This is a genomic window from Allobosea sp. RCC_152_1, from assembly GCF_041360765.1.
GTDB classification, from domain to species: Bacteria; Pseudomonadota; Alphaproteobacteria; order Rhizobiales; family Beijerinckiaceae; genus Allobosea; species Allobosea spartocytisi.
On the sequence record NZ_JBFUPU010000001.1, the window covers coordinates 879,834 to 897,644 of the forward strand.

General features: G+C 67.9%; 15 protein-coding genes. 8 read left to right on the forward strand and 7 right to left on the reverse strand.

Annotated features, from left to right (window positions below):
- Position 1: 1 nt before the first annotated feature.
- The 3 genes from AB6806_RS04065 to AB6806_RS04075 are packed head-to-tail and all read right to left on the reverse strand — an operon-like array spanning position 2 to position 2,131.
- Entirely contained in the window at positions 2-838 is an 837-nt protein-coding gene (locus AB6806_RS04065) for an enoyl-CoA hydratase family protein (protein WP_370954149.1), read from the reverse strand.
- Positions 838-1,374 (reverse strand): MarR family winged helix-turn-helix transcriptional regulator, encoded by a 537-nt coding sequence (locus tag AB6806_RS04070; RefSeq protein ID WP_370954150.1) that lies wholly within the window; start codon positions 1,372-1,374, stop codon positions 838-840. Before AB6806_RS04070 ends, AB6806_RS04065 begins: the two co-directional genes overlap by 1 nt.
- Before the next feature lies 1 nt (position 1,375).
- Positions 1,376-2,131, reverse strand: coding sequence for an SDR family NAD(P)-dependent oxidoreductase (locus AB6806_RS04075; protein ID WP_142020747.1), 756 nt, complete (start codon positions 2,129-2,131; stop codon positions 1,376-1,378).
- Positions 2,132-2,513: 382 nt separating this feature from the next.
- On the opposite strand from AB6806_RS04075, the gene AB6806_RS04080 reads away from it, so the two are divergent.
- Positions 2,514-4,838, forward strand: a complete 2,325-nt coding sequence (locus AB6806_RS04080; RefSeq protein WP_142020748.1) for a bifunctional salicylyl-CoA 5-hydroxylase/oxidoreductase — start codon at positions 2,514-2,516, stop codon at positions 4,836-4,838.
- A gap of 167 nt (positions 4,839-5,005) precedes the next feature.
- Here the strand turns inward: AB6806_RS04080 and AB6806_RS04085 are convergent, their stop codons facing one another.
- The gene (locus tag AB6806_RS04085) at positions 5,006-6,262 is read right to left on the reverse strand and encodes an MFS transporter (protein WP_185747828.1); all 1,257 of its coding nucleotides are present in this window, start codon (positions 6,260-6,262) and stop codon (positions 5,006-5,008) included.
- Positions 6,263-6,705: 443 nt separating this feature from the next.
- On the opposite strand from AB6806_RS04085, the gene AB6806_RS04090 reads away from it, so the two are divergent.
- Positions 6,706-7,896: a tlde1 domain-containing protein gene (locus tag AB6806_RS04090; protein WP_142020750.1), complete on the forward strand. Its 1,191-nt coding sequence runs from the start codon at positions 6,706-6,708 to the stop codon at positions 7,894-7,896.
- Positions 7,897-7,974: 78 nt separating this feature from the next.
- Here AB6806_RS04090 and AB6806_RS04095 read toward each other — a convergent pair whose 3' ends face one another.
- Together AB6806_RS04095 and topA are read right to left on the reverse strand one after the other, a co-directional pair.
- On the reverse strand, positions 7,975-8,205 hold the full coding sequence (locus AB6806_RS04095; RefSeq protein WP_038368152.1) for a hypothetical protein: 231 nt from the start codon (positions 8,203-8,205) through the stop codon (positions 7,975-7,977).
- A gap of 32 nt (positions 8,206-8,237) precedes the next feature.
- Positions 8,238-10,901: a type I DNA topoisomerase gene (gene topA / locus AB6806_RS04100; RefSeq protein WP_370954151.1), complete on the reverse strand. Its 2,664-nt coding sequence runs from the start codon at positions 10,899-10,901 to the stop codon at positions 8,238-8,240.
- A gap of 209 nt (positions 10,902-11,110) precedes the next feature.
- Here topA and panB point away from each other — a divergent pair, with 209 nt between their 5' ends.
- Complete coding sequence (gene panB, locus AB6806_RS04105) at positions 11,111-11,932, forward strand: 3-methyl-2-oxobutanoate hydroxymethyltransferase (protein WP_370954152.1); 822 nt, start codon at positions 11,111-11,113, stop codon at positions 11,930-11,932.
- Between the two features lie 7 nt (positions 11,933-11,939).
- Here panB and AB6806_RS04110 read toward each other — a convergent pair whose 3' ends face one another.
- Entirely contained in the window at positions 11,940-13,076 is a 1,137-nt protein-coding gene (locus AB6806_RS04110; protein ID WP_370954153.1) for a serine hydrolase domain-containing protein, read from the reverse strand.
- A 155-nt stretch (positions 13,077-13,231) separates the two neighbouring features.
- Between AB6806_RS04110 and AB6806_RS04115 the strand changes: the two genes are divergently transcribed.
- From AB6806_RS04115 to dprA, 5 genes are all read left to right on the forward strand, one after another.
- Positions 13,232-14,176, forward strand: a complete 945-nt coding sequence (locus AB6806_RS04115) for an aspartate carbamoyltransferase catalytic subunit (protein WP_038368145.1) — start codon at positions 13,232-13,234, stop codon at positions 14,174-14,176.
- 5 nt (positions 14,177-14,181) lie between these two features.
- Positions 14,182-14,424 carry a hypothetical protein gene (locus AB6806_RS04120; protein ID WP_038368143.1) on the forward strand — a complete coding sequence of 81 codons (243 nt, stop codon included), beginning with the start codon at positions 14,182-14,184 and terminating at the stop codon, positions 14,422-14,424.
- The gene (gene pyrC, locus AB6806_RS04125) at positions 14,417-15,733 is read left to right on the forward strand and encodes a dihydroorotase (protein ID WP_038368140.1); all 1,317 of its coding nucleotides are present in this window, start codon (positions 14,417-14,419) and stop codon (positions 15,731-15,733) included. Before AB6806_RS04120 ends, pyrC begins: the two co-directional genes overlap by 8 nt.
- Positions 15,734-15,949: 216 nt before the next feature.
- Complete coding sequence (gene plsY, locus AB6806_RS04130) at positions 15,950-16,573, forward strand: glycerol-3-phosphate 1-O-acyltransferase PlsY (RefSeq protein WP_370954154.1); 624 nt, start codon at positions 15,950-15,952, stop codon at positions 16,571-16,573.
- A gap of 5 nt (positions 16,574-16,578) precedes the next feature.
- Positions 16,579-17,799, forward strand: a complete 1,221-nt coding sequence (gene dprA, locus AB6806_RS04135) for a DNA-processing protein DprA (protein ID WP_370954155.1) — start codon at positions 16,579-16,581, stop codon at positions 17,797-17,799.
- Positions 17,800-17,811: the final 12 nt, after the last annotated feature.

Here is a 17,811-nt window from a genome sequence, read left to right on the forward strand (position 1 = left end):
CTCAGTTGCCCTCGAAGACCGGCTTCTGCTTCGCGGCGAAGGCATGATAGGCGCGGGCGAAATCCTCGGTCTGCATGCACAAAGCCTGCGCCACGGCCTCGGCCTCGATGGCGCTCTCGACCGACATCGCCCATTCCATTTCGAGCATGCGCTTGGTCATGGCGTTGGCGAAGGTGGGGCCGTCCGCCAGCTCGGCCGCGAGGGCTTGCGCTTCCGGCAGCACGGCCTCGGATGCGCAGAGCCGGTTGAGGAAGCCCCAGCGCTCGGCTTCCTCGCCCCTGAGCACGCGGCCGGTATAGAGCAGCTCGGCGGCGCGGCCCTGGCCGATGATGCGCGGCAGCATCGCACAGGCGCCCATGTCGCAGCCGGCCAGGCCGACGCGGTTGAACAGGAAGGCGATCTTGCTGCCGGCCGTGCCGAGCCGCAGGTCGGAGGCCATGACGACGATCGCGCCGGCTCCCGCGCAGACGCCGTCGATCGCGGCGATGATCGGCTGCGGGCAGGCGCGCATCGCCTTGACCAGCTCGCCGGTCATCCGGGTGAATTTCAGCAGGTCCTTGGTCTCCATCGCGACCAGCGGCCCGATGATCTCGAAGACGTCCCCGCCCGAGGAGAAATTGCCGCCGGCACCGGTCACGACGATCGCCTTGACCTCTTCCTCCTTCTGCGCGGCGAGGAAGAAATCCGTGAGTTCGCGGTAGCTTGCGAAGGTCAGCGGATTCTTTTTCTCAGGCCGGTTCAGTGTCACCGTCGCGACCTTGCCGGAGACGGAGAGCGCGAAATGCTCGGGCTTGAAGCCTGCCAGCGGCAAGATGGTGGCATTGGCGATCTCTGCCATCAGGCATCTCCCTTGGCGGCGTCTTCGGCCCGCCCCGCGATGGCACGATGCAGCGAGGTCTTGGTTTCTCCGAGCAACCGGAAGAGCTGCGCGAGCTCGGGCTGGTCGAGCCCGGCGAAGAGCTCGGCGATCCAGCCTTCATGGCGTTCGGCCATGGCGCGGAAGGCCTTGCGACCCGAAGCCGTCAGCGTGAGGATCTGCACGCGCCGGTCCTGCGGGGCGGAGCGCTTGTCGACGAGCCCATCCGTCACCAGCCCGGCGACGACGGCGGTGACATTGCCGTTCGAGACCATCAATCGCTGCGAGACCTCGCCCACCGTCATACCGACGGCGGTCTTGTCGAGCTGGGCCATCAGATCGAAGCGCGGCAGCGTGGTCTTGAATTCCTCACGCAAACGGTTGCGGATCTCGGTCTCGATCAGGGTCGAGCAGGTGAGCAGGCGCAGCCAGAGCCTGAGCTCGTCCTTGTGGTCGCCGGGGCGTTCGCTGGCCTTGGTCTCCCGGTCGAGCATCGGGGCGGAGGAGGGTGTCTCCATCTCAGAACTCCCCACCATTGATCATGAGAGACTGGCCGGTGACGGCATCGCTGCCGGGCCCGCAGAGATAGAGCACGGCGGCCGCGACCTCTTCGGGCGCGATGAGCCGGCCCTGCGGATTGTCCCTGACCATCTCGGCCAATGCCTGCTCGCGGCTCTTGCCGGTCTTCGCCGCGATGGTGTCGAGCCCGCTCGCGACCATGTTGGTGTCGGCGTAACCGGGGCAGACGGCGTTGACGGTGACGCCGGAGCGGGCCGTCTCCAGCGCCAGCGACTTCACCAGCCCGACCACGGCATGCTTCGCCGCCACATAGGCGCTGACATAAGGATAGCCGCGATGCCCGGCGGTCGAGGCGATGGCGATCAGCCGGCCGCGGCGCTGTTCCAGCATCGCCGGCAGCACGGCGTGGAACAGATTGACGGTGCCGATCAGGTTGATCTCGACCATCCGGCGGAAACGTTCGCTGTCGCTGCGCATGAACGGGCCGGTCTCGACCGCGCCGGCATTGGCGATGGCGATGTCGAAGCCATGTCCGCCGGAGAGATGATCGAGCGCGGATGAGACGGCACTCTCGTCGCGCACGTCGCAAGGAGCGAAATCGGCGGCGACTCCCGCAGCCACGGCGTCGCGCAGAGAGGTTTCATCGCGCCCGAGGATGCTGACCCGCGCTCCGGCCTGCGTCAGTGCCGCGGCGATGGCCCGGCCGATGCCGCGTCCGCCTCCCGTCACCAGCGCGTGCCGTTCCCGCAGAGTCATGATCGCTCGACCTCCTCCGCAGAACATATTTTAAGTCTCAATCAATTTGCAAGCGGCTCGTCGGGGGCCGGCGAACACGCCGGCGCCGTTCTGGGGGCGTCGGGGCTGGTCTGCAGGGCCTGAAGCCCTCATCCTGAGGAACTGCCCCGTCGGTAATGGCGTCTCGAAGGGTGCTTCCGGAGGCACCTGCAGGTCTCTCGACCGTCTTTCGAGACGCCGCTGCGCGACTCCTCAGGATGGGGGCTGCGGGGGTTCGATGGGGTTTCGGCTCCGTTGTTGAGTGTCCGATTTGAAGGTGGCAAAAGTCTCTTGAGCTCAAAAATATTTTAGGCTTAAAATAATATCATCAGCCGGATCGGCTGGTGCTCTGGAGGAGGCGTCGATGCGCATTGCGGTCGTGGGCGGCGGGCCGGCAGGGCTCTATTTCGCGCTGCTGATGAAGCGTGACTGGCCGGAGATTGCGGTCGATGTCTTCGAGCGCAACCAGGCGGACGACACCTTCGGCTTCGGCGTCGTGTTCTCCGATCAGACGCTCGACACGTTCAAGGCGGCGGATGCCGAGAGCTATGCCGCGATCCGCGACAATTTCGCCTATTGGGACGACATCGAGATCCACTTCAAGGACACGGTCCACCGCGTTCCCGGCAACGGCTTCTGCGGCTGCTCGCGTCGCTCGCTGCTGATGCTGGTGCAGGCGAGGGCGCGCGCTCTCGGCGTCGGGCTGCATTTCGGCGACGAGATTGCCGATATCGAGGCGCTGAAGCGCGATTACGACCTTGTCGTCGCTGCCGACGGCATCAACAGCCGCATCCGCGAGAACTGGCGCGATCGCTTCCAGCCGGAAACCGACCTGCGCCCGAACCACTTCACCTGGATGGGCTCGACCCGTCCCTTCGACGCCTTCACCTTCTTCTTCAAGCAGACGGAGCACGGGCTCTTCATCGCCCATTGCTACCAGTACGAGGCCGGGCGCTCGACCTGGGTGCTGGAAACCGACCCCGAGACCTTCGAGAAGGCCGGGCTCGGCAAACTCGACGAGGCGCAGTCGGCCACCTTCCTCGAAGGCGTCTTCGCCGAGGAGCTCGAAGGCCACAAGCTCATCACCAACCGCTCGCTCTGGCGCAATTTCCCGATGATCCGCTGCCGGAATTGGGTGAGCGAGAATGTCGTGCTGATCGGCGACGCCAAGGCGACGGCGCATTTCTCGATCGGCTCCGGCACCAAGCTCGCGATGGAGGATGCCATTGCCCTGCACAAGGCGATGGGGCAGGCGAAACTCGATGTCGCCGCCGGCCTCAAACTGTTCGAGACGCAGCGCCGCGAGGAGGTCGAGAAGACCCAGCACGCGGCGGATGTCTCGCTGGTCTGGTTCGAGGAACTGAAGCGCTTCTGGGATTTCGAGCCGCTGCGCTTTGCCTTCGGCCTGATGACCCGCTCCAAGGCGATCACCTACGACAACCTCGCCCTGCGTGCGCCGGAGATGGTCGCAGCCGTCGACAATCTCGTCGCGGATGGGCTCGGAGACCTCGCCAAGCGCCGCAAGGACGGCTCGCCGGTCCCGCCGGCCTTCCAGCCCTTCAAGCTGCGCGAGATGCAGGTCGAGAACCGCATGACGCTCTCGCCGATGTGCCAGTACTCCGCCGAGGACGGCCTGCCGGGCGATTGGCACCTGATGCATTACGGCTCGCGCGCCATCGGCGGCCCTGGCCTCATCTTCACCGAGATGACCTGCATCGCGCCCGATGCCCGGATTACGCCCGGCTGCACCGGCCTGTGGAACGACGAGCAGGAAGCCGCCTGGAAGCGGATCGTCGATTTCGTGCACGGCCACTCGGCCGCGAAGATCTGCCTCCAGCTCGGCCATGCCGGGCGGAAGGGGGCGACCAAGCTGATGTGGGAGGGCATGGACCGGCCTCTGCCGGAAGGCGCCTGGCCGATCATCTCGGCCTCGCCTCTGCCCTATTATCCGGAAAGCCAGGTGCCGCGCGAGATGACCCGCGCCGACATGGACCGGGTCAAGGCGGAATTCGTCGCGGCCGCCGAACGGGGGATGCGCGCCGGTTTCGACATGCTGGAGCTGCACTGCGCCCATGGCTATCTGCTGGCGAGCTTCCTCTCGCCGCTGACCAACAGGCGCACCGACGACTATGGCGGCTCGGTCGAGAACCGCCTGCGCTATCCGCTGGAGGTCTTCCGGGTGCTGCGCGAGGCCTGGCCGCGCGAGAAGCCGATGTCGGTGCGCGTCTCCGCGACGGACTGGGCCGAAGGCGGGCTCTCGGCGGCGGATTCCGTGGCGATCGCCGAGGCTTTCGCCGCCGAGGGCTGCGATCTCGTCGACGTCTCGACCGGCCAGACCACGCGGGAATCGCGCCCCATCTACGGCCGCATGTTCCAGACGCCTTTCTCGGACCGCATCCGCAACGAGGCGCAGATCGCGACCATGTGCGTCGGCAACATCACAAGCGCCGATCAGGTCAACACGATCGTCGCCGCCGGCCGGGCCGATCTGGTCGCGCTCGGGCGGCCGCATCTGGCCGATCCGTCCTTCGTGCTCCGCGCGGCCGCCTGGTACGGCGTCGATACAGAGCAGCCGGTGCAATATGCGCCCGGCAAGGACCAGCTCATGCGCAACACCCCGCGCGAGCGTCAGGACCTGGAAGAGATGAAGCTCAAGGCCAAGCCGACGCGCCACGCCGCCCAAGCGTAGGCCTGGTTTAGAGCTTGCTGATCTCGAGCGGAAAACGCGCCGGCATCCCGGGTTTGACCCGGGATCCATGCCGGAGCGCTTCCGTTTGAAGTTCAGGCACGGATCCCGGCTCTTCGCTTCGCTGCGACCGGGATGACTCGCGTGTCGGCGCAAGCTGGAACGCTGTCCTACTTGCCGCCCTGCGAACGCCCCGAAGGCGAGACGTCGGGGATGGTCGGCGCGGTCGTCGGGCGTTCCCCGAAAGGATTGGCCGAGGGCGGGTTACGCCGCAGGCGGAAGGCGAGATAGACGCCGGTCGCGGCCGAGAGCAGGCCGAGATAGATCAGCATCCCCTGCGGCCCTATGACCTGCATGAAGGCGGTCGAGACCAGCGGGCCGATGGCCGAGCCCGTCGCCCAGAGGAAGAGGAGCTGCGCCGAGAGGCCGAGCGCCCGCTCGCGGCCGAGCCGGAAATAGGCATGGGCGACGGCGACGGTATAGATCGGCATGCTGCCGGCGCCGATCAGCGCGAACAGCCCGAACAGCCAGAACCGGCTATGGGGCAGGGCGAACCAGAGCACGACGCCCAGCGCCAACGTGCAGAGCACCACCGAGGCGGTGGCGCTCAGCATGATCTTGCGGCTCTCGACCCGGTCCGCCAGCAGGCCGAGCGGCCATTGCAGCACCAGCGCGCCGATCTGGATGCCCGCGGTCAGCAGGATCGCCCATTTCTGGTCGAGGCCGATCAGGATGCCATAGGCCGGCGCGACATTGGAGAGCGCCCCGCCCATCAGCCCGACATAGAGGCAGCCGATGACGGCGGCCGGGGCATACTGCCAGATCGTGTTCAGCCTGACCGAGATCACGGCGCCCGATTCCGGGCCCCTGGCTTTCGTCATGCCGACCGGGATCAGCGCCAGCGAGAACGCAGCGCTAGCGAACAGGAAGATCTCGCTCGACTGCATCGCGACATAGCCGACGCCGATCTGCGAGCCGATCAGGGCAAGCCGGTTGATGATCTGATACAGGCCGAAGATGCGCCCGCGCTGGCCGGCCTTCGCCTGGCCGCTGATCCAGCTCTCGATGCAGATGGCGTGGCCCGCGCCGGCGAAGCCCATGCCCAGCCGCGACAGGCCCCAGATGTCGATCGGCGTCTGCCCGAAGCTCAGCGTCAGCATTGCCTGCAACGCCGCGAAGACGGCAAAGGCGCGGATATGCCCTACGCGCCGGATGAAGGCGGGAATGATGAAGCAGCCGGCGAGGAAGCCGACCGAATAGGCCGAGCCGACCAGGCCGATCAGCAGCGGCGCCTTCTGGGCGAGCGCCATCTTGAGCGGGATGACCGTGTTCACGATCGTCGCGGCGATCTGCAGGATGAGCGCGCCGCTCACGATGGCGCCGAGCGCCGCGACCGAACTCGTTCTCGCCTCGGCTGGCGGCGTCACGGGAGGCGCTGCCTCCTGCGTGGCCGTCTCTGCGGGCTGCGGTCCTTGCGACATGTGCGATTCGGCCAGGCTGGGGAGAGGACCGGGTCCCTTCGCCCGGAAAGATGAACTAATCGCGGCGGGTGAGCCAGAAAAACCCTCTCTTTGCGAATGACCGCCCTGCGCCTTGCAACCCGCGCCTTGATGGTGCCGCCTTTGCGTGGCCTTCGGGGCCCGCGACACGTCGCGCCGCTTCACCACCCACCGCCTAAAAAAAGCGCGGTCGGCTTCACCGACGATTAACCAACACGGCGCTTTATCGGAGAAGAACGTAGTTTGGGTTCTCCCAGCATGGCCGGGCGCATCGTCACGCGCCGCGCATCCCGTTGCCTCGGGGTGTGGCGGAACGAGCATGCGCGCCTGTCGAGGCCGGGCGTGGCGTTGGCGTATCGAGAGTGCGGGCAATGAGCTATGGCAGACATGCGCGGCGGAGCGGGGCGCCCCATCTGCGTCTTCGGCGGCGTCGTCGCTCCATCGGCCGGACCCTGTTCTGGGCGGCCGCGCTCTGCCTCGGAGCGATGACGGGCTTCCGCTTGCTCGATCATGTCGCGCCGCACGATCCCAGCGTCGATGTTGCCGCCAACGACAAGAAAGCCGCCATCTCCCAGGTGATCAGGCCACCTGCGCCGGAGCGCCTCGCCGGCACGACCACCGAGCGGGCCTATGGCGGCCTGCTCGATCCGCATTTCGCCGGCACGACCCCGACCTCGCTCGCGCAGAGCCGGCCGGTCGGCTCCGCGATGCGCCTGGCCGCGGTGCCGGAAGCGCTCGATCTGCCGGATTCGGGTTCGGTTCTGCCGCTGCCGTCGCAGGCGCCCGTGAGCCTGGCCGAAAAGGCGCCGCTGCCGGCGTCGCGTCCCTCGGAGCTGATCGCGTCCGTTCCGCCCGAGACGGCCTCGCAGGAGATCGCCGGCCTCGCTGCCGCTCCGTTCCCCGTGCCGCGTCCGGCCGAGCTGGTGCCGCCGCCTGCCGAGGCCCAGCCGCGGCGCCTGGCGCAGCAGCCGGTGACATCGGGCCGCCGCAGCCGGGTCGCTGCCGCCACGCCCGCGCCGACGCCTGAGGACAACCGCAATTTCTTCGAGAAGCTCTTCGGCGTGCAGAAGCAGCAGCCGGCGGGTACGGCGCTGGCCTATGCCGCGCCGCAGGATGACGTCGTCGACCGCGGTCGCGTCGCGCGCCTCAGCCCCTCGGCCGGCACGCCGCCGCGCACCGCCGAGGCCGGCACCGCGATCTACGATATCAGCGCCAAGATGGTCTACATGCCCAATGGCGAGCGGCTCGAGGCCCATTCCGGCCTGGGCGAGATGATGGACGATCCCAGCTACGCCCATGTCCGCATGAAGGGCGTCACCCCGCCGCACACCTACACGCTGACCGAGCGCGAGGCGCTGTTCCATGGCGTGCGCGCCATCCGGCTCAATCCGGTCGGCGGCTCGGGCGCGATCCACGGCCGCGCCGGTCTCCTCGCCCACACCTATCTGCTCGGGCCGCGCGGTGACTCGAACGGCTGCATCTCGTTCAAGGACTATGAGCGCTTCCTGCAGGCCTTCCTGCGCGGCGAGGTGAGACGGATCGTGGTGGTCGCGAGCCTGTGACGGAAGCACGCCGTCATTAGGGGCATGTCACAAGCATGAGCCCGGAACGACCCGTGGTCCGGGTAAAGCCAGCAAGCTCTAGCGCCGTTGCGAACGGTTCCCGATCCACAGCACGGCGCCTGTGACCATCAGAACGCAGCCCAGGAAGAAGGGCGGGATGAACAGGCTGAGCGCCTCGGTATCCTCCCAGCGCAGGCGGAAGTTCTTGCAGCCTCCGCAGGCGTAGGCGTTGAGCCAGACCCAGCCCGCGAAGGTCACGGAGCAGACGAGTGCCCCGAGACCTGCAAATAACCAGCTCGCCAGACGCATGACCGCGCTGTCTCTCGCGAAAGCGAGCGGCCTCAGCCGCTTGCCGTCTTGGCCTTGGCGGGAGCCTTCGCGGCTGCAGCCTTCTTGGCTGGCGCCTTCTTCGCGGCGGGCTTTTTCGCCGGTGCCTTGGCCTTTGCCGCAGCACCCGCGGCCTTCGCCTTGCCCTTGGCGCCGCCCTTCGCCTCGGCCTTGGCGTTCGCCAGCTCGATGGCCTGCTCCAGCGTGATGCTCTCCGCGGTCATCGTCTTGGGCAGTGTCGCGAAGATCTTGCCCCAGGCGACATAGGGGCCGTATTTGCCGGCCTTCACTTCCAGCGCGCCGCCGGCGGGATGATCGCCGAGCGCCCGTCCCGGTGTCGATGCCCGACCGCCGCGCCCACCGCCGCTCTCCTTGGCGACGATCAGGTCGATGGCGCGGTTGGCGCCGAGTTCGAGCACATCGTCGCCCTTGTCGATATTGGCGTAGGTCTTGCCGTGCTGCACGTAAGGCCCGTAGCGACCGATGCCGACGAGGATCGGCTCGCCGCTTTCGGGGTGCCGCGCCACTTCGCGCGGCAGGGAGAGCAGGGCGAGTGCCTTATCCAGCGTTACGCTGGCCGGGCTCATGCCCTTGGGCAGGCTGGAGCGCTTCGGCTTCTCGCCCTCGCCGAGCTGGATATAGGGGCCGAAGCGGCCGTCGCGCATCGTGACCTCGAGGCTCGTCACCGGATCGGTGCCGAGGATGCGCACGCCGGGCGCGCCCTGGCCGCCCTCGGCCGAGGCCTCGCCATCGGCGGCGGGCACGGAGAGGGGCCGCGTATAGCGGCATTCCGGATAGTTCGAGCAGCCGACGAAGGCGCCGAACTTGCCGAGCTTGAGCGAAAGCTGGCCGTTGCCGCAGGTCGGGCAGATCCGCGGGTCGGAACCGTCGGCCTTCTGCGGGAAGATATAGTCGCCGAGGACGCCGTTCAGCGCCTCCAGTACGTCGCCGACGCGCAGATCCTTGGTCTCGCCGATGGAGGCGGTGAATTCCTCCCAGAACTCGCGCAGCAGCGCCTTCCAGTCGATCTCGGCGTTGGAGACGCGGTCGAGCTTCTCTTCCAGGTTCGCTGTGAAGTCGAACTCGACATAGCGCTTGAAGAAGCTCTCCAGGAACGACGTGACCAGCATGCCCTTGTCCTCGGGCACGAGGCGCTTCTTCTCGATGCGGACATATTCGCGGTCGCGCAGGGTCGAGAGCGTCGCGGCATAGGTCGAGGGCCGGCCGATGCCGAGCTCTTCCATGCGCTTGACCAGGCTCGCTTCCGAGAAGCGCGGCGGCGGCTCGGTGAAATGCTGGTCGGCGGCGATGGCGCGCTTCTCCAGCCTGTCGGCCGCCTTCATCGCCGGCAGCTTCTTGGAGTCCTCGTCTTCCTCGTCGTCGCGGCTTTCCTGGTAGAGCGTCAGGAAGCCGTCGAAGAGCACGACCTGGCCGGAGGCGCGCAGCTCCAGATTGCGGGCGCCGACCTTGGCCGCGATATCGACCGTGGTGCGTTCCATCTCGGCCGATTCCATCTGGCTCGCGATGGTGCGCTTCCAGATCAGCTCGTAGAGCTTCGCCTGTTCCGGCTCGAGATGACGCATGACCTGCGCCGGCAGCCGGCCGAGATCGGTCGGGCGGATGGCCTCGTGAGCTTCCTGCGCGTTCTTGGCCTTGACCGTGTATTTGCGCGGCACGTTCGGCACGTATCTGTCGCCGAATTCCTTGCCGATGACGCTGCGCGCGGCGGTAATGGCCGAGCCGTCCATGTCGACGCCGTCGGTTCGCATATAGGTGATGAGGCCGACCGTCTCGCCGCCGATATCGACGCCCTCATAGAGGCGCTGGGCGAGCTGCATGGTCCGGGCCGGGGCGAGACCCAGCTTGCGCGAGGCTTCCTGCTGCAGCGTCGAGGTCTGGAAGGGCGGGTAGGGGTGGCGCTTGACCGGCTTGGCCTCGACCTCGGTCACGGTGAAGAGCGCGGTTTCCAGGGCCTCCTTGAAGGCCTTTGCCTCCTCGGCATTGCCGATGTCGAGCCTTGCGATCTTCTTGCCGTCGGCGCCGACGAGACGGGCCTCAAAGGTCTGACCGGATTCGGTCGCGAGCGTCGCGACGAGCGACCAGTATTCGCGGGCCCGGAACGCTTCGATCTCGCGCTCGCGGTCGCAGACCAGGCGCAAAGCCACCGACTGTACGCGCCCTGCCGAACGGGCGCCCGGCAGCTTGCGCCACAGCACCGGCGAAAGGGTGAAGCCGACGAGATAGTCGAGTGCGCGCCGGGCCAGATAGGCATCGACCAGCGCCTGGTCGATCGCGCGGGGATTGGCCAGCGCCTTCTGCACGGCGTCCTTGGTGACGGCGTTGAAGGTGACGCGCTCGACGGGGATGCCCTTGAGCACGCGCTTCTGGTTCAGGGCCTCCAGCACATGCCAGGAGATCGCCTCGCCCTCGCGATCCGGGTCGGTGGCGAGGATCAGCTTCTCGGCGCCCTTCACGGCGCGCGCGATCTCGGCGACCTGCTTGGCGCCGCGCCCCTCGATCTCCCACTTCATCGCGAAATCATTGTCGGGCTCGACCGAGCCGTCCTTGGCCGGCAGGTCGCGAATATGCCCGAACGAGGCGATGACCTCGTAGTCGGAGCCGAGATATTTGTTGATCGTCTTGGCCTTGGCCGGCGACTCGACGACGAGGAGCTTCATGGTTTTCGTGTCTCGATGACAGCCCTGATCAGAGCGCGGAACCGGCCGTAACGGACGGGTCCGCGACCCGCAAGACCTGTGCGGTTCGGAATTGCGCGCGAAAGTGGTTCAGCGGGCGAGCCGTGTCAAACGCCGATTGCGCTTTCCGGGATGGGGGAGAGCGTTTAGGGCCTTCCACGGGGTAGCACCCGTCACATGGGGAGAAGAGCGTGTCGTCGCAAGCACAGATCAAGCGCATGACGGCGCTGGACATCCGCAGCCGCAAGGCGGCTGAGCCGATCGTCTCGCTGACGGCCTATACCGCGCCGATGGCGGCGCTGGCCGACCGCCATTGCGATTTCCTGCTCGTCGGTGACTCGCTGGGCATGGTCGTGCACGGCCTCGATAGCACCGTGCCGGTGACGCTGGAGATGATGATCCTGCACGGGCAGGCGGTTATGCGCGGCTCCCGTCGCGCGCTGATCGTCGTCGACATGCCCTTCGGCAGCTATGAGGAGAGCCCGGAGCAAGCCTTCCGCAACGCCGCCCGCATCATGCAGGAGACCGGCTGCGGGGCGGTGAAGCTCGAAGGCGGGCAGCGCATGGCCAGGACCATCGCCTTCCTCGTCGAGCGCGGCATTCCGGTGATGGCCCATGTCGGCTTGACGCCGCAGGCGGTCAATGTGCTCGGCGGCTTCAAGGCGCAGGGGCGTAACCGGGCCGAATGGCCGGCGATCATCGCCGATGCCGAGGCGGTGACGGCGGCAGGCGCCTTCGCCGTGGTGCTGGAGGCGGTGGCCGAGCCGCTCGCGGCGGAGATCACCGCCAGGATCGCGATCCCGACCATCGGCATCGGCGCCTCCGCCGCCTGCGACGGGCAGGTGCTCGTGCTCGACGACATGCTCGGCCTGACCGGGCGCGTGCCGAAATTCGTCAAGCTCTTCGGCAATCTCGCCGAGGGGGTCGACAAGGCCGTGGCGGATTACGCCGCCGAGGTTCGAGCCCGACGCTTTCCCGGACCCGAGCAGGTTTATGCCGTGAAGGAAGGCTGAGGCGCGCTCAGGCCTGCGCCGCCAGCAGCCGGTCGATGAAGCCCTCGGTCGAGGCGCCCTCGATCCAGCGCAGCACTGCGACGATGTCGCGCTCCGGCTCGACCCAGATCACGTTGCTGCCGGCGCCCAGCGCCGAGAACGCGGTCTGGGGAACGCCCGGCCGCGCCGCCGGGCCGCGCGCCAGCCACCACAGATAGCCGTAATTGCCGAGCGTGGGGGAGGGCGTCAGCGAGCGTTCGATCCAGCTGCGGGAAACGAGCTGCCGGCCGTTCCACTCGCCCTTGCGGCCGATCAGCAGGCCGAAGCGGGCATGGTCGCGGGCGCCGATGAAGAGCCCGCCGCCCCAATGCCCGCCGCCCGGCACGGACTGGATGCGCCGGCCATCGATCTCGACGAAGGACGAGCTGTAGCCCTCCCATCGCCAGTCCGGCGAGGCGCCGACCGGGTCCATGATCCGTTCGCGCAGCACCTCCGGCAGCGGCCGGCGGAAAAGCTGGAGAAGGGCATAGGCAAGGACGTTCACGCGGACATCGTTATATTCGTAGAAGGAGCCGGGATCCCTGAGCTCGCGGCGCTGACCCTTGCGGCTTTTGTCGGCGCCGGGGCCGATCTGACGGTTGTGATCGACCTGATCGGATTTCCCGAAGATCTCGCCTTGCCATTCGCTCGATTGCTGCAGCAGGTGCCGCCAGGTGATCTGGCCGTTATGCGGCCCGGCGAAAGCGGGATCATCCACGCTCTTGCCGACAGGTTCCTCGACATCGCGGATCAGCCCGTCGTCGAAGGCGACGCCGGCGAGCACCGAAAGATAGCTTTTCGCAATCGAGAAGGTCATGTCGGTGCGGCCGGTGTCGCCCCATTCGGCGACGATGCGTCCGCCTTTCAGAATCAGCCCGGCCGGGCCGCCGCGCTCGCGCACCGGGCCGACGATCTCGGTCCAGGGGCCGGTCTCGTTCCATTCGACATTCCCGACATAGGAGCCGTCCGGATAATAGAGGCTGCGCGGCCAGGGGCTCTCATGGCCTTGCGCGAAAGTGACGGCCTCGCCGAGCCGTCCGGCATCGAAGCCGGCCTCGGCCGGGGCGATGGTCTGCCAATCGGCTCCGTGAGGCGCCGGAACATGAGCGGTCGTAGAAGCGGACAAGGCGAATTCCTTCGGCAAACGCAGGCAGCGGACAGATCGGCTTCTGACCTAGCGCCAATCACAGGCAAGCTCCACCGCTGCGCGCGGCATAGCGGTCTTTCCTGTTCGGAGCGGCTTGCACCTCGGGCGAGTCGCGCCTAAACAGCCTGCTTCAAATGACATCGCCAGCCCCGCTCTATCCGCACCGCCACCTGCTCGGCATCGAGGGGTTGTCCCATCTCGACATCGAGGGCCTGTTGGACCGGGCCGAGGACTATGTCGCGCTGTCGCGGCAGGTCGAGAAGAAGGCGGCGACCTTGCGCGGCCGCACCCAGATCAACCTGTTCTTCGAGCCTTCGACCCGCACGCAGGCCTCCTTCGAGCTCGCCGGCAAGCGGCTCGGCGCCGACGTCATGAACATGTCGGTCGCCTCCTCCTCGGTGAAGAAGGGCGAGACGCTGATCGACACCGCCGCGACGCTCAACGCCATGCGGCCCGACATCATCGTCGTGCGCCACCATGCCGCCGGCGCGGTCAACCTGCTCGCCCGCAAGGTGGGCTGCTCGGTGGTCAACGCCGGCGACGGCGCCCATGAACACCCGACCCAGGCCCTGCTCGACGCCCTGACCATCCGCCGCAACAAGGGCCGCATCCAGGGGCTGACGGTGGCGATCTGCGGCGACATCCTGCATTCGCGCGTCGCCCGCTCCAACATCATCCTGCTGAATGCGCTGGGCGCAAAAGTCCGGCTGATCGCGCCGACGACGCTGCTGCCGCCGGGTATCGAGCGCATGGGCGTCGAACTCTTCACCGACATGAACAAGGGGCTCGAAGGCGCTGACATCGTGATGATGTTGCGCCTCCAGCTCGAACGCATGCATGGCGCCTTCGTGCCGTCCCCGAAGGAGTATTTCCGCTATTACGGGCTCGACCGCGAGAAACTGGAACGTGCCGCGCCCGATGCGCTGGTGATGCATCCCGGCCCGATGAACCGCGGCGTCGAGATCTCCTCGGAGGTGGCCGACGGTGCCCAGTCGCTGATCCGGGAGCAGGTCGAGATGGGCGTCGCCGTCCGCATGGCGGTGCTCGACGCGCTCGCACAGCACCTGCCGAATGTCTGAGGCCGATGGACGGAGCTCTCGCCTGGCTGCTTCGAACGATGCGCCGGGTGCGGTTCGTCTTCGTCGGGCTCTATCTCGTGGTCGCGGCCGGCTATCTCTGGGCCGATCCGCACGCCGGCTGGACCTGGTTCATCGTCCTGGCCGGTGCAGGGCTCTGTCTGCTGTTCTGGGGGCTCGTCGCCTTCTGGAGCTTCGTCTTTACGCGCCGGCCGGATGCTGACGGCCGCAATGGAACGGATCATGGCTGAAACGCAGGACATCGCAGCGCAGGACATCGCGATCGTCAACGCCCGGCTGGTCGATCCGGCCACGGGTCGCGAAGGAGCGGGTTCGGTCCTGCTGCGCGATGGCGCCATCGCGGCCGTGGAATGGGGCGCGGCGCCGGCGACGGGCGAGAGCGTCCGCCGCATCGATGCGAAGGGACTGGTGCTGACGCCCGGCCTCGTCGATCTGCGCGCCTTCCTCGGTGAGCCCGGCGCGGAGTTCCGCGAGACGCTCGGCTCCGGCTCGCATGCGGCGGCTGCCGGCGGCGTCACCACCGTCGTCTGCCGGCCGGACACCGATCCGCCGATCGACGACCCCGCCATCATCGACTTCCTGAAGCGCCGCGCCCGCGACAAGGCGATCGTCAACGTGCTGCCCTGCGCCGCCCTGACCAAGGGGCTCGAGGGCCGGGAGATCACCGAATTCGGCCTGCTGCTCGAAGCCGGCGCGGTCGCTTTCTGCGACGGCGCCCGGGCGCTGCGCAATCCGCAGGTCATGCGCCGCGCCATGATCTATGCCGGCAATTTCGACGCGCTGATCATGAACCATGTCGAGGATCCCGAGCTGCGCGGTTCCGGCGTGATGAACGAGGGCGAGTTCGCCAGCCGCAAGGGCCTGCCGGGCATTCCGGCCGAGGCCGAGACGGTGATGTTGGAACGCGATCTGCGCCTCGCCCGCGCCACCGGCGCCCGCTACCACGCCGCGATGATCTCCTGCGCGGAATCGGCCGAGTTGGTGCGCCGGGCGAAGCAGGACGGCGTGCGCGTCACCTGCGGCGTCTCGATCAACAACCTCACCCTCAACGAGAACGATGTCGGCGACTACCGCACCTTCTGCAAGGTCTCGCCGCCGCTGCGGTCCGAGGACGAGCGTCTCGCCATGGTCGCGGCGCTGGCCGAGGGCGTGATCGACGTCATCGTCTCCGACCACGATCCGCAGGATGTCGAGACCAAGCGCCAGCCCTTCGCCGAGGCGGCCGACGGCGCGCTCGGCATCGAGACCATGCTGGCGGCCGCGCTGCGCATGGTGCAGTCGGAGCAGATCGGCCTGTCCGCGCTGCTGGCCGCCCTCTCGACGCGCCCCGCCGGGCTGCTCGGGCTTGGCGGCGGCAGGCTCGCTGCAGGCGCCCCGGCCGATCTCATCCTGCTCGACCCCGATGCGCCCTTCGTCGTCGACAAGCGCAAGCTGAAATCCCGCGCCAAGAACTCGCCCTTCGACGAGGCGCGGCTTCAGGGCATCGTGCAGACGACCTTCGTCGGCGGGCGGGCTGTTTACGAGCTCGGGCCGGGCTGAGTTTTCTAAATGGAAGGTATGGGTCATCCCGGGCAAGCGAAGCGCAGACCCGGGACCCATGCCTGAACCTCCGCGGAAAGCGCTCCGGCATGGATCCCGGATCTGCGCCGCCAAAGCGGCTTGTCTGGGATGACAGCGCGTTTATGGGGGGCGGGCGCTTTCTATTCCCACCGACAAATCCTATTGTGACGCTCGCCAAGGGGGCGAGGGGACTGCATGGCTGAGACGTTGACCTGGGGCCTTTCCGGCTCCGCCACGCTGATTGCCCTCGTTATCGGCTATCTCTTCGGCTCCATCCCCTTCGGCATCATCCTGACGAAGCTCGCCGGCGGGCCGGATCTGCGCAGCATCGGTTCGGGGAATATCGGCGCGACCAATGTGCTGCGCACCGGCAACAAGAAGCTCGCGGCGGCGACGCTTGTCGGTGACATGCTCAAGGGCACGGTGGCCGTCCTCGTCGCCTGGCACTGGCTCGGCGGGCCGCAGGCGGCGCTGGCCGCCGCGGTCGGCGCTTTTCTCGGCCATCTCTTCCCGGTCTGGATCGGTTTCAAGGGCGGCAAGGGTGTCGCGACCTATCTCGGCGTGCTGATCGGCCTCAATGGCTGGATCGCGCTCGCCTTCGCCGCGATCTGGCTCGGCGTGGCCTGGCTCTCGCGCTATTCCTCGCTCGCGGCGCTGACGGCGAGCGTGCTGACGCCGCTGCTGCTCTGGTTCGCCGCCGGGATGCATCAGGCGGCGGCGGTGATGGCCGCCCTTACCCTCCTGCTCTGGGTCATGCACCGGACCAACATCGCCCGGCTGTTGGCCGGCAGCGAAGGCAAGATCGGCCAGAAGGGCTGAATGGCATGGCTGCTGGCATCGTCCTCTCCGATCGCCAGCGCCTCGATTGGTTGAGGCTGATCCGCAGCGACGGTATCGGGCCGCGCAGCTTTCGTTCTCTCACGAACCGCTTCGGCGGTGCCGGCCCTGCGCTGGAGGCATTGCCCGACCTCGCGCGGCAGGCCGGCCGCAACATCCGCATCTTTCCGGAGGCCGAAGCCGAGCGCGAGATGGATGGGTTGCGCCGTCTCGGCGGCCGCTTCGTCGCACTGGGCGAGGCCGACTATCCGCTGCCCCTGCGAGCGATCGATTCCGCGCCGCCGCTCGTCGCGATCCGCGGAGAATTCCCGAAACTGCCGGCGGTGGCGCTGGTCGGCTCGCGCAACGCCTCGGCTGCGGGATTGACCTTCACCCGCCGGCTGGCGCGCGAGATCGGGGAGGCGGGCTTCGCCATCGTCTCCGGCCTCGCACGCGGCATCGACACCGCCGCCCATCAGGCGAGCCTCGCGACCGGAACCGTCGCTGTCCTGGCCGGCGGCCTCGACCGGATCTACCCGCCTGAGAATGGGGGGCTTGCCGAGCGTATCGCAGCCGAGGGCGCCATCGTCAGCGAGATGCCGCTCGGCTACGAGCCGCGCGGCCGCGATTTTCCGCGCCGCAACCGCATCGTCTCGGGGCTCGCGCTCGGCACCGTCGTCGTCGAGGCGGCGCGCCGCTCCGGCTCGCTCATCACCGCGCGCTTCGCCAACGAGCAGGGCAGGCAGGTCTTCGCCGTGCCGGGCTCGCCGCTCGACCCGCGGGCCGAGGGCGGCAACCATCTCATCCGCGAGGGCGCCACGCTCTGCGCGGAGGCCGCGCATGTCGTCGAGGCGCTGCGCCCCATGGTGGGGCGGCGGGACGACCTGTTCCACCAGCATCAGGCCATGCGGGAGGAGCCTGTGGCGAGCGCGGGCGAACCGCTCTGGGACGAGCTCGACCTGCCGGATGTGACGAAGCCGCCGGTCACCGAGGCGGCCGGAAGCGACCGCGATGGCTTTGCGCCCGCGCCGCCGGCCGGGACGGGTGAGGCGGACGATATCGGCTCGAACCTGCTCGGGCTGCTGAGCCCGACGCCGGTCGCTCTGGACGATCTGGTGCGTGCGAGCGGCTATCCGGCGCGGGATGTCGGGCGCGCGCTGATCGAACTGGAATTGACCGGAGCCGTGCTGCGGCATCCTGGAGGCGGCCTGTCGCGCGCGGGCGCCTGAGGGCTTCCCGCT

Bases quoted from the DNA above. Each gene is read 5' to 3' on its own strand.
- AB6806_RS04095 (WP_038368152.1), bottom strand. From the start codon at position 8,205: ATGCGTCTGGCGAGCTGGTTATTTGCAGGTCTCGGGGCACTCGTCTGC.
- AB6806_RS04080 (WP_142020748.1), top strand. From the start codon at position 2,514: ATGCGCATTGCGGTCGTGGGCGGCGGGCCGGCAGGGCTCTATTTCGCG.
- AB6806_RS04115 (WP_038368145.1), top strand. From the start codon at position 13,232: ATGACATCGCCAGCCCCGCTCTATCCGCACCGCCACCTGCTCGGCATC.
- AB6806_RS04120 (WP_038368143.1), top strand. From the start codon at position 14,182: ATGGACGGAGCTCTCGCCTGGCTGCTTCGAACGATGCGCCGGGTGCGG.
- AB6806_RS04065 (WP_370954149.1), bottom strand. From the start codon at position 838: ATGGCAGAGATCGCCAATGCCACCATCTTGCCGCTGGCAGGCTTCAAG.
- AB6806_RS04090 (WP_142020750.1), top strand. From the start codon at position 6,706: ATGAGCTATGGCAGACATGCGCGGCGGAGCGGGGCGCCCCATCTGCGT.
- AB6806_RS04070 (WP_370954150.1), bottom strand. From the start codon at position 1,374: ATGGAGACACCCTCCTCCGCCCCGATGCTCGACCGGGAGACCAAGGCC.
- dprA (WP_370954155.1), top strand. From the start codon at position 16,579: ATGGCTGCTGGCATCGTCCTCTCCGATCGCCAGCGCCTCGATTGGTTG.
- plsY (WP_370954154.1), top strand. From the start codon at position 15,950: ATGGCTGAGACGTTGACCTGGGGCCTTTCCGGCTCCGCCACGCTGATT.
- topA (WP_370954151.1), bottom strand. From the start codon at position 10,901: ATGAAGCTCCTCGTCGTCGAGTCGCCGGCCAAGGCCAAGACGATCAAC.
- AB6806_RS04075 (WP_142020747.1), bottom strand. From the start codon at position 2,131: ATGACTCTGCGGGAACGGCACGCGCTGGTGACGGGAGGCGGACGCGGC.
- pyrC (WP_038368140.1), top strand. From the start codon at position 14,417: ATGGCTGAAACGCAGGACATCGCAGCGCAGGACATCGCGATCGTCAAC.